Annotated in this window: 9 protein-coding genes and 3 pseudogenes; 10 read left to right on the forward strand and 2 right to left on the reverse strand. The window is 40.7% G+C overall.

Annotated features, from left to right (window positions below; genetic code table 11):
• Window positions 1-21: 21 nt before the first annotated feature.
• From BN1206_RS10070 to BN1206_RS05030, 6 genes and pseudogenes are all read left to right on the forward strand, one after another.
• A pseudogene (locus BN1206_RS10070) lies at window positions 22-483 on the forward strand (IS5 family transposase); the annotation flags it as partial.
• Window positions 484-761: 278 nt separating this feature from the next.
• Entirely contained in the window at window positions 762-1,679 is a 918-nt protein-coding gene (locus tag BN1206_RS05010) for an ABC transporter ATP-binding protein (protein ID WP_002324166.1), read from the forward strand.
• Window positions 1,666-3,282 carry an ABC transporter permease gene (locus tag BN1206_RS05015; protein WP_052543002.1) on the forward strand — a complete coding sequence of 539 codons (1,617 nt, stop codon included), beginning with the start codon at window positions 1,666-1,668 and terminating at the stop codon, window positions 3,280-3,282. Before BN1206_RS05010 ends, BN1206_RS05015 begins: the two co-directional genes overlap by 14 nt.
• Window positions 3,279-3,917, forward strand: a complete 639-nt coding sequence (locus BN1206_RS05020) for a TetR/AcrR family transcriptional regulator (RefSeq protein ID WP_002324164.1) — start codon at window positions 3,279-3,281, stop codon at window positions 3,915-3,917. The genes BN1206_RS05015 and BN1206_RS05020 overlap by 4 nt, the downstream gene beginning before the upstream one ends.
• Window positions 3,918-4,035: 118 nt before the next feature.
• Window positions 4,036-4,617: a recombinase family protein gene (locus BN1206_RS05025; protein WP_003672587.1), complete on the forward strand. Its 582-nt coding sequence runs from the start codon at window positions 4,036-4,038 to the stop codon at window positions 4,615-4,617.
• A 148-nt stretch (window positions 4,618-4,765) separates the two neighbouring features.
• Window positions 4,766-5,269 (forward strand): DNA adenine methylase, encoded by a 504-nt coding sequence (locus BN1206_RS05030; protein WP_197072911.1) that lies wholly within the window; start codon window positions 4,766-4,768, stop codon window positions 5,267-5,269.
• Window positions 5,270-5,302: 33 nt separating this feature from the next.
• Here BN1206_RS05030 and BN1206_RS05035 read toward each other — a convergent pair.
• A pseudogene (locus BN1206_RS05035) lies at window positions 5,303-6,001 on the reverse strand (LLM class flavin-dependent oxidoreductase); the annotation flags it as partial.
• A gap of 166 nt (window positions 6,002-6,167) precedes the next feature.
• Window positions 6,168-7,270, reverse strand: a pseudogene (locus tag BN1206_RS10340) (low temperature requirement protein A).
• A 173-nt stretch (window positions 7,271-7,443) separates the two neighbouring features.
• On the opposite strand from BN1206_RS10340, the gene bsh reads away from it, so the two are divergent.
• The 4 genes from bsh (at window position 7,444) to BN1206_RS05060 (ending at window position 10,680) form a co-directional block, all read left to right on the forward strand.
• Window positions 7,444-8,421, forward strand: coding sequence for a choloylglycine hydrolase (gene bsh, locus BN1206_RS05045; protein WP_013641959.1), 978 nt, complete (start codon window positions 7,444-7,446; stop codon window positions 8,419-8,421).
• Window positions 8,422-8,538: 117 nt separating this feature from the next.
• Window positions 8,539-8,949, forward strand: coding sequence for a MarR family winged helix-turn-helix transcriptional regulator (locus BN1206_RS05050; protein ID WP_052543003.1), 411 nt, complete (start codon window positions 8,539-8,541; stop codon window positions 8,947-8,949).
• Window positions 8,942-10,327 carry an MFS transporter gene (locus BN1206_RS05055; RefSeq protein ID WP_052543004.1) on the forward strand — a complete coding sequence of 462 codons (1,386 nt, stop codon included), beginning with the start codon at window positions 8,942-8,944 and terminating at the stop codon, window positions 10,325-10,327. The genes BN1206_RS05050 and BN1206_RS05055 overlap by 8 nt, the downstream gene beginning before the upstream one ends.
• A 53-nt stretch (window positions 10,328-10,380) precedes the next feature.
• Window positions 10,381-10,680, forward strand: coding sequence for a hypothetical protein (locus tag BN1206_RS05060; protein WP_369792933.1), 300 nt, complete (start codon window positions 10,381-10,383; stop codon window positions 10,678-10,680).
• The last annotated feature ends 21 nt before the right edge of the window (window positions 10,681-10,701 follow it).

Consider the following 10,701-nt stretch of genomic DNA (forward strand, 5'->3'; position numbering starts at 1 on the left):
GGTGTAACTCATTTCATTTAAGATGCCCAAAGCATTAAGAACACCGCTACCGCTGAAAATAAGGGTTACGATGGTGGCAAGAAAATTTCCGGCATTAAGCGCCATTTAGCCGTCGACATCAATGGATTCCCGCAAGCTATCCATATTACCCGGGCTAACATCACTGATCGTGACGGGGCGATTGCACTCGTCACCCTTAATTTAGAGCAGTTTAAATTGGTTCGAACCATGATGGTTGATAGTGGTTATACCGGCCAAAATTTTGCCAATGAGATTAGCAGTTTAACCTCAGCCAAGGTAATCGTCGTTAAATGAAATGAGTTACACCAATTTTCGGTTATCCCCCAACGGTGGCTCATTGAACGTTCATTTAGTTGGTTGGGAAATTATCATCGTTTATGGCGTAACTGTGAGCGTAAGCTCAACACTAGTCTCATGATGGTTTCGTTAGCTTTTATCAGGTTACTTCTCAAAAGATACTAAACAGTTTCTAAGATTTTTTGATGGTATCTTTAGATTGGGCCATGAAGTCCGTCCTAACTTATTGGTTTTGTCACTTATAAGTTTAAGGCTTCATGGCCTTTTTGGTCTAGTTATTTAGGTGTTGCACTTACATTGTAAATCCGGCGTCACAAAAAAATTGACTGACGAGTCAATAATTCGTTGACTCGTCAGTCAATCGCGACTATACTGGAAAAGGTTGATCAGATACCGACATATTAAAACGTGTTTCAAGTTTGACCTTAAGGAGGATGACAAAAATGACAACAGCTATTATCGAACTTGACCATCTTCAAAAAAACTTTGGCAAGTTTGCCGCATTAAAAGATGTCAGTTTCACGTTGGCACCCGGTCAGGTTCTGGGTTTTCTAGGACCTAATGGGGCCGGCAAATCCACGACCATTCGAGCTATTTTAGGCTTATTAAAAAAGAGTGGCGGCTCAGTGACCGTCTTCGGCAAAGATGCCTGGCGGGATGATGCGGCGATTCATCCACGCATCGCCTATGTTCCTGGGGACGTTTATTTATGGCCAAATCTTTCTGGCGGCGAAATTATCGACCTATTGCTACGTTTAAATGGCCGCCAGCATAATCAAAAGACCGATGAACTAATCAAGGCCTTTGAATTTGATCCGAAGAAAAAAGCTCGTACCTATTCAAAAGGCAATCGTCAAAAAGTAGCGTTAATTGCTGCGTTGTCGCAAGATGCCGATTTGTATATTTTTGATGAACCCACTTCTGGGCTTGATCCATTAAATGAACAGACTTTCCAGCAAGAAGTTTTAAAACTGAAAAGAGCCGGTAAAAGTGTGCTGCTATCAAGCCACATTTTGTCCGAAGTCGAGCGAATGTGTGATTCAATTGTTATCATCCGTGATGGTAGTGTGATTGAGAGCGGCAATCTTGATCAATTACGGCATCTATCGCGGATCAAAATTGAAGTCACCACCGCTACCCCAATGACTGCTTTGGCAAAGCAAGCTGGCGTTCACGACCTCACTTATCGCGATTCCGAGCACACCAAGGCGGTTTTCACCGCTGATCGAGACGCGCTTGGCACCATCATGACCACACTGGCCGCCAACACCGTGGTCGACATGCAATCAACGCCGCCAACGCTGGAAGAGTTATTCCTGCGTTATTATGGAAAGCAAGGTGAGACTCATGCGGCACAGTAATCGGAACGCAGGTTATCTGCTTCGGGCAAACCTCAAACAAAATCTAAAATTTTCACTCATCTGGCTTGTCATTTTGATCATGATGATTGCCAGTGGTGCTGGCAAATTGGAAGCAGCCTTTGCAGGCGGGGCCTCGGGCTCTAAAGAGATTGTCAAAATGCTGCAAGCGCCGGGCATGGCGGCAATGTTTGGCGCGATGCCAAAGGTGGACACGTATAACACAGCGATTGTGTTTGCTGGTGTGATGGTCGTCTTCATGATTATTTTGCAGGCCTTATGGGTTATGCCGCTGATGATTCGCAACACCCGCGGTCAAGAAGAAAGTGGCTTGCTCGAAATGGTTCGCGCTCGCAATGTTGGGCGAACGGCTGCCATCACCGCCGCTTCGCTTGAGCTTCTCATCGACAGTGCCATAATGGGTATCCTCTATTTTGTCTCGTTGGCCGCTGTCAACATGGGTGGTACTGACTTGTACGGTGACTTCCTGTTTTCACTGGGGATGGTGATCGCCAACTTGCTATTCGGAGCCATTGCGTTGCTATTCGCGCAACTAACCAATAACACACGTACAGCCAATATGTTGAGCTACATGGTGCTGACTGCCGCTTATTTGGTTCGGCTGGTCACCGATATCCAGCATCAAAATCTGACGTGGTTATCACCAATTGGTTGGTTCGAAAAAGCAAACTTCTATACTGATAACAACGTCTGGGCTTTAGGTTTGGCCTTACTGGTCAGCATTCTGCTTGCGGCCAGCGCCACCATGATTGCCCGCAACCGCGATCTGGGCGCCGGGATTATTGCTGAACGCACCGGCCGAGCCAAAGCTGCCGGCTGGCTTCGCTCGATCCCTGCCTTACTGTGGCGAACTGAGCGCAGATTATTTGCTGGGTGGTTAATCGGCGCCGTGGTGTTTGGCGGCGTCATGGGTAGTGTGCTCGGCGGCGTTGGCGACATTCTTAAAACGAATCCGCTTTATCGTAAAATACTAGATGTTGGCCAAATCAACGCTGCCAATCAGACCATGGTCCTGTCATTCTTAGGCATGTATCTCGGCATTTTCGTCGCATTAGCCGTGACTGCTGGCGTCCAAGTGGCATTCCGACTCAAACGCGATGACAACCTTGGTTACTTGAGCGTCATTCATGCCGAAAAGCCAACGCGAACCACGATCAGTGTCAGCTACTATTGCTTTGGTCTGCTGGCAGGCGTGTTCGTCCTTTCTGCTGGGCTGCTGGCCTTGTTCTTCACTGGGAACACTGTTCTCAGTCACCCGTTGCCGCTCAAGTACCTCGGTCGCCTATTCGTGGCTAGCGTTCCGGCTGTGATATCGTTTATCGCCCTTGGCATCGCACTAGTCGGTCTGTGGCCACGCTTAAGCAGTCTATTCTGGCTGTATATGGGAGCCGGTCTGATCGTTCAAATTTTCCGGGGATTGTTTGATTTGCCAAAACACGCAGGCAACTTCACACCTTTTGGCTGGATTGCCAATGTACCGGTTGAAAACGTTGATCAAACATGGCTAATCGTGATGGTTGTTAGCGCTATAGTATTATTTATTCTTGGCATTGCTGGTTATCGCCGTCAGGATTTGAGCCTATGAAAAATGTTGTGACAGATCCTGAAAAGGTCACCCGAATCCTCAAAACAGCGACGGAAATTTTCGGCCAGCAAGGCTTCATCAAGAGCAAAACCGATCAGATTGCCAACCAAGCACAAGTATCTAAGGGCTTGCTCTTCCATTATTTTGGCAATAAACAAGCGCTGTATCTTGACGCTTTCAAATATGCCTATCATCGAATTTATGATCACATGGACCCCAAAAAGTGGCAGAATGCCCCTGGCTTGGCTGCCATGATGACCACTGCAGTTAAGTATAAGTTGAAACTACAATTCAAATTCCCAGCTGAATACCGCTTGATGATGCAAGCCTATGCTGATTTACCGCATTTTCCCGAACCGTTGCGACAACAAGTGCAGCAAGAAACAACTGCCATATCCGCTGAAATCGATCGCATTTTTCGCGAGAAAATTGAACAGCTGCCTCGTCGTGAGGGCCTGTCAGTCGATGACGTTTTCGGTGTAGTTTCTGCCTTAATCGCCCAACAAACGGCGGTCACCACCAGACTCATTGCCAGTGGCCATTATCGCAAGTTTGAAGATCTGCAGTCCGTGGTTGAGACGATGGCACGCCAGTTATTGATTGTCGAACACGGCTTTTTACCAGATGAAAGTTGACGTCAGCTGATAGATCAAAAAAGGTCATTAGGGTATACCCTAGTGGCCGTTTTTATTTTTGTGCTATACTAGGAAATACAGATGTTCATTAGAACTGTCCAAAAAAGGAGAGCTGAAAATGGCTAAAATCGGTTATGCGCGTGTGAGTTCCAAGGAGCAACATTTAGATCGACAGTTAGCGGCTTTAAAAGACGTTGATAAATTATTTACGGATAAATTAAGTGGGGCTAACACTAATCGGCCAGAACTGCAAAAAATGCTGGCCTATATTCGTGAGGGTGATATTGTAATGGTCACTGAATTAGATCGCTTAGGCAGAAACAACCATGATTTGACTAAGATCATGAACTCCATTCAAAATAAGGGTGCCACCCTAGATGTGTTAAATTTGCCGTCCATGACAGGGATTGCTGACCCAAATTTACGTCAACTGATGACCAACTTGATTATTGAACTCTATAAGTATCAGGCCGAAAGTGAACGTAAGCGAATCATTGAGCGCCAGCAACAAGGGATTGCCTTAGCTAAGCGGCAGGGGAAATATCATGGGCGCAAACCCCAATATGCCAAAGATGATCCCCGTTTGCAACATGCTTTTAAGCTTTATCAGGCGGGCATGAGTGATGTAGATGTTGCTCGGAATACCGGGATCAAGCGGACAACTTTTATCAGGTATCGAAAGAAATTCGATGTGCATTGAACCAGTTTACATGAGATAATCAGAATAGATTAGAGGCCCTAAAGCAGGCATAAAATAATAAATACTTAAAAATGATGCTACTGGAAGTTAGTCGCATTTTTAATTAGTATTTAAATTGGAAAATAGAATCTGAAGGAGAACTTATACAATGACAATACACAAAAATCCTTTAGTTAAGCCTTTTGTCAAATGGGCTGGGGGAAAGCGACAATTATTACCAGAAATAAAACGTTATTTGCCGTCAAAGATTAAAGATTATTACGAACCATTCGTGGGAGGGGGCGCTGTTTTTTTGGATATACAATGTCCACACCCCGTAATTAACGACTTTAATGATGAATTAATCAATACCTACTTAGTAGTAAGAGATGACGTCGATTCTTTAATCCATTTACTCAAAAAGCATGAGCTTAATAACAGTAGTGACTACTATTACCAAATGCGTGCTTGGGATCGTACTGGTGAACTACAAAAACGCTCTAATACAGAACGTGCTGCAAGATTCATTTATCTTAATAAAACTGGATTTAATGGCTTATTTCGTGTAAATTCTCAAGGTCAGATTAACGTTCCTTATGGTCGCTACAAGAATCCTGCTATTGTTAATGAGGAAGTTTTACATGCAGTTTCACTATATCTTCGTGTGGCATAGAAGCAATTGGTAAATGCAAGTAGAAACAAGTCAACCCCATGAGTGAGCCGCAATTGGCATTTTACTTAAATCTTGTCCTGTTCTTTCCGTAACTGCTTTGTAAAGTTTGATCAAAGGTGCGAAGTGTTCCATCTTGCCGCCGATAATTGCATAAACGATAGGTAAGCCCATCTCAGCTGCACGAATCGTTGACGCAGGGCTACCGCCAGTAGCTAGTGAGATTGGTAAAGGCTTCTCGATACCAATATGATCTACCTTAGGTGTGAATTTGCCACCAGGCCAATTCAGAATTTCGTTTTTGTTTATTGCTAACAACATATCCAGCTTTTCTTTGAACAAGTCATTATAATCATTTAAATCATAACCAAATAAGTCAAAAGCTTCAGTGAATGAACCGCGTCCAGCCATGATTTCGATTCGACCAGGAGCAATAGCATCCATTGTGGCGTATTGCTCATAAACTCTGATTGAATTAATCGTTGGCAAGTTGGTCGTTGCACTAGAAAGTTGCTTTGTCTTTGAAGCGGCCATTGCTAGAACTATCTCAGGTGCAGAGACTGCGAAGTCTTTTCTGTGGTGTTCACCAATTGCATAAGCACCAATGCCTAATTTATCTGCTAAAACTATTTCATCAACTAAATCTCTAATTCTTTGGTCATGACTGATTGCCTTGCCAGTCTTTTCAAGTGGGGTTGTTTCTCCAAAAGTTGAAATACCTAATTCTACTTTCATGGTAGGTCACTCCTTTAAATTTTTTCTTTAAGAATATTGCTAGCTTACTTTTAGTAACTAAAAATATCATGTGTTTTTAAAAAAGACAACTACCTGTTTAATTCATGAATGAGGCCAATAAAAAACGCGCCAGAACTAATTTCTGGCGCACTTTTATTATTTTAAGTTAGCGCTGATACAAAACTCTGACTTTCATACCAGCGTTGAAGATGCCAACTACCGCACTGCAAAGAGCAACAATAAATAAACTTGGGTTAAGCAAACTGATTGCATAACCAATCAATAAACTACTTACTATCCAACCAATCAAGTTCATTTTATTAATTGAATTGTACTGGGGCTTGTTGGAGGTAATGGCAATAGTGATACCGATATAGAAGAGAAGCATCCCGCCATACAAACAAGAAATCGCAAACAATGAATTAGCTTCTTTTTCACTAATAAACATCAATGAGACAGTGATCAGGCTCAGGCCAAACAAAATAAAGTAGTGAAGATAGATTAATAAATTACCAGTTTGTCCGGTCTTCTTTTCTTCAATTAAGTGATCGAACTCTGCGATGTAAGCAAAGAATAAGCTAGCAACAGTAAAGAAGACAAAAATTGAGTTGCTTGGCTTAAAGTAATCAGCAATACCAATGATCGTCTCACCAAACGTAATAATGATCAGCAAAGTCAATCTTTCAAGTAAGTGAGAGAAGATAATCGGATGCTTCTTAGTATATTTACCTGTAAAGCTTGGTAAGATCCAGCTGATGATAATCCCAAAAAGGCAACTAATCTGGCCCAACCAGCATTTGAAAGACCACCAATCAATAAAGTCAAAGTTCTAAATAACAAAATTCCACTGAAAACTTTGGCGATATCTTTATCGGCTTGATAATCTGCTTTGAAATAAACAATCAAATACTGTAAAAGTAGGGTGAGTGATAAAAGACTAGCAGCCATAAAGAATGTAGTCATATTTTCGGAACTGGTATTGCCAAATGAATTTGTCATGTAGAGTAAAATCATCATATCAACAAAGTAAAAGGCAATATCCGTCCAGCTTGATGAGCCAAATCTATTGGTAAAAACGGATTGAACCATCCAAGAGTTAATGAACACGATGACAACTACTGCAAAAATCAAAAATGAAATTGGTGAAACTGTCCCATGACTCAAATGGTGAATTAGACTTGTTGCTTGCGAAATCATGTAAGCAAATACCAAGTCATAGAACAGTTCAATCATCGTGACACGTTTGGTCAATTGGGGCATATCTATCATTTCCTTTCCTATTTTTTATAATAATTATAATTGACCATCTGAGCAGACAGAAGCATTTATTCATTAAAATAATAATTGCTAAAGCCTATGATTTTATTAGTTTTAAATAATTGTTACCAAGTAGTAGAATGACAAGTGTTAATACAAAATTGAGTTATAGAAAGGCACAAAAAATGTGTACATCAATTTGTTATAGTCCAAGTGATCACTATTTTGGTAGAAATCTTGATTATGAAATTGCTTATGGTCAAAAGGTAGTTATCGTACCAAGAAACTATGAATTTGAATACAGAGAATTGCCAACGCAAAAGTCTCACTACGCTTTTATCGGTGTTTCCGTGGTTAATGATGATTATCCACTTTTATGTGATGCTATTAATGAAAAGGGGCTGGGTATTGCTGGTTTAAACTTCCAAGGTCCTAATCACTACTTCCCAAAGATGGAAGGTAAGAAGAATATTACTTCTTTTGAATTAACGCCATATTTGTTAAGCAACTGCGAAACTACCGATGATGTTAAGGAAATCTTAGCTGATGCAAGTATTTTAAACGTTAGCTTTTCAGATAATTTACCTGTAGCTGACTTGCACTGGATTTTAAGTGATAAATCTGGCAAGAGCATCGTAGTTGAATCCACTAAGTCAGGTTTGCACGTTTACGACAATCCAGTTCATGTTTTAACTAACAATCCTGAATTTCCAGATCAATTGATCAAGTTGAGTGACTATGCCGATGTTACTCCACATAATCCTAAGAACACTTTAGTTCCTAATGTCGATCTCAACTTGTACAGTAGAGGTCTTGGTACTCACCATTTGCCTGGTGGTATGGATTCAAGTTCTCGTTTTGTTAAAGTCGCTTTCGTTTTGTCACATGCTCCTAAGGGGAAGGATGAAGCAGAAAACGTAACTAACTACTTCCACATTTTGCATTCTGTTGAACAACCTAAAGGCTTGGATGAAGTAGAAGACAATCGCTATGAATACACTATGTATTCTGATTGTATGAACTTGGATAAAGGCATTTTGTACTTCACTACTTATGACAATAACCGGATCAATGCAGTAGATATGCATAAGGCAGATTTGGATTCAAAGGACTTGATTTGCTACGACTTGTTCAAGAAACAAGATATTGAATATATGAATTAGATTGAAAAGAGAGAATTCGAAAATGAATTCTCTTTTTTTATTCTGCTTTTGTTTGATATCTAACAAAAGCAAATCTATTATATGGTAGACACCTAATACAAATGAAGGGAGTAGTAAATGGAACCGATAAAAAAATTAGTTAAACAGGCAATAACACAAATTGAACGAGAACGTGATCACTTTGCCACTAGTTTAAACATTACTGGCACGCAAATGTCCGTTATTGATTATTTATCAAATATGCCTAATTACACGGCTAGTCAAAATGAAATTGAGCAAGAATTCGATATTCGTCGCTCAACTACGACCATCATGGTTCAACGAATGGAGAAGAGGGGATTAGTTGAACGAATTGCTAGTCCCAATGATAAGAGACAAAAGTTAGTTAAATTAACCGAGAAAGCTCAAACTTTGGTTCAAAAAATTCATGAGTATATGAAGCAAGATGATTTGAAACTAAGAGCTAACTTTACTGATGAAGAATTAGAAATTACTAGAAAGGTGTTGAACGTAATTAAAAATGGTTAAATCAAGTGATAAAATTCCTGCAAAAGTTTTTGCGGCTATTGTCGCCACAGGCCTAATGTCGTTCTGCGGAGTTATCGTTGAAACTTCGATGAATATTGCTTTTCCAACATTGATGAGAGAATTCGGTGTTTCAACCAACGTCGTATCATGGATGACATCAATTTATCTATTGGCAATTTCAATTATTGTGCCAATCTCTGCGATTTTAAAAAGTAGTTATGAAACGAAAAATTTGTTTTTAACAGCTAACGTTTTATTTCTGCTAGGACTTATCGTTGATGCAATTGCGCCATCATTTGTTTTCTTACTCTTAGGTAGAGTAATTCAAGGAATTGCAACAGGGATTGCCTTACCACTAATGTTCAATATCATTTTGGAACAAGTTCCTAAGTCAAAGATTGGGACAATGATGGGCGTAGGCAACTTGATCACGGGCGCTGCTCCTGCACTAGGACCAACTTTTGGTGGGATCGTCATCAACAGCTTAGGTTGGCGTTGGGTATTTTACCTTTTAATCCCTTTTATCATCATTTCCTTACTCTTAGGACTTTGGGGTATCCAGCAGAAGTCCGAATTGGTTAAGCAAAAGATCGATGTACCAGGCTTTTTGCTGATTGCCATTTTCTTCAGCGGAGCGATCTATGGTTTCAGCAATTTGAGTAGCGGCAATATCTTAGAAATTGTTTTGCCATTAATCTTTGTAGTTATTGCCGCAATCCTTTTGGTTAAAAGAACTAAGAGTCTTGAGCATCCCTTACTCAAACTAGACTTACTCAAAAATAAATACTTTGCCGCAACAGTACTTGGCTTCTTCTTAATCCAAATGATTTCACTTGGTAATGCCTTCTTGCTTCCGAACTACATCCAATTAACCAACAACAGCACTGCAATGACTGCTGGACTATTAGTGTTGCCAGCAGGTGCAGTTGGCGCAATCATGGGGCCAATCGGTGGTAATTTACTTGATAAGCACGGTGCAAGAAACGTAACCTTGGCTGGTGTTTACTTGATGATCTCTGAGTTAGCCATTTTTGCTATCTTCTCTAGAAACATGTCTAACATTTTCATCATGTTAGTCTACATTCTGTACATGGGCGGAATGGGCATGATCCTTGGCAATGTTATGACTTATGCTCTTAGCCGTATTGATAAAAAGTGGGTTACCCAAGGTAATGCTATTTTGAGTACTGTTCAACAATTCGCTGGTGCCGTTGGTACTTCAGTTACTTCCGCAATCGTTGCCGTGAGCCAAAATGCGTTTCATTCAAAGGCTGGTATGCCAACTGCCATTGGTACACAGCACGCCTTTATCTTTTTACTGATTGTAGCAATTATTATCTGGGCTTTATTCTTTAAATATGTTAAAGATAAGCATTAATACTTTTTCAGTGTAGTAAAATATAGCTAAATTGTTTTGAAATGGAGATAGAAATGAGAACAAAATTTAAAGTTGCTATAGCTGCTGCACTGTTGGCAATGCCTGTTGCTACTATAGTTCATCCAGTTGATGCAGCAACTAAGGTCACTGTCGTAAAACTGAAGAAGTCAGATTTTCAACCATATAGGGATCCTGCTGATATGCGTAAAATGACAGGAACTTACTGGAAAAAATCTAGTGAAACTAAGAAAGCATATCCCAATTTGCGCAAAGTAAAGAACTTGAATTTGCGCGTGTCTATCCTGGGCAATCGTGCACAATCGCGAAGGAGAGTTAGAATATTCTGCTGGTAGGGTAGCAAGTTATATTCAAGA

Origin of the sequence: Lactobacillus sp. OTU4228 (assembly GCF_001006945.1) — a bacterium.
GTDB lineage: Bacteria > Bacillota > Bacilli > Lactobacillales > Lactobacillaceae > Lactobacillus > Lactobacillus amylovorus.

Excerpts from the sequence above, each read along its gene's own strand:
- BN1206_RS05015 (WP_052543002.1), top strand. The coding sequence starts at position 1,666 with ATGCGGCACAGTAATCGGAACGCAGGTTATCTGCTTCGGGCAAACCTC.
- BN1206_RS05010 (WP_002324166.1), top strand. The coding sequence starts at position 762 with ATGACAACAGCTATTATCGAACTTGACCATCTTCAAAAAAACTTTGGC.
- BN1206_RS05025 (WP_003672587.1), top strand. The coding sequence starts at position 4,036 with ATGGCTAAAATCGGTTATGCGCGTGTGAGTTCCAAGGAGCAACATTTA.
- BN1206_RS05020 (WP_002324164.1), top strand. The coding sequence starts at position 3,279 with ATGAAAAATGTTGTGACAGATCCTGAAAAGGTCACCCGAATCCTCAAA.
- BN1206_RS05050 (WP_052543003.1), top strand. The coding sequence starts at position 8,539 with ATGGAACCGATAAAAAAATTAGTTAAACAGGCAATAACACAAATTGAA.
- BN1206_RS05060 (WP_369792933.1), top strand. The coding sequence starts at position 10,381 with ATGAGAACAAAATTTAAAGTTGCTATAGCTGCTGCACTGTTGGCAATG.
- bsh (WP_013641959.1), top strand. The coding sequence starts at position 7,444 with ATGTGTACATCAATTTGTTATAGTCCAAGTGATCACTATTTTGGTAGA.
- BN1206_RS05055 (WP_052543004.1), top strand. The coding sequence starts at position 8,942 with ATGGTTAAATCAAGTGATAAAATTCCTGCAAAAGTTTTTGCGGCTATT.
- BN1206_RS05030 (WP_197072911.1), top strand. The coding sequence starts at position 4,766 with ATGACAATACACAAAAATCCTTTAGTTAAGCCTTTTGTCAAATGGGCT.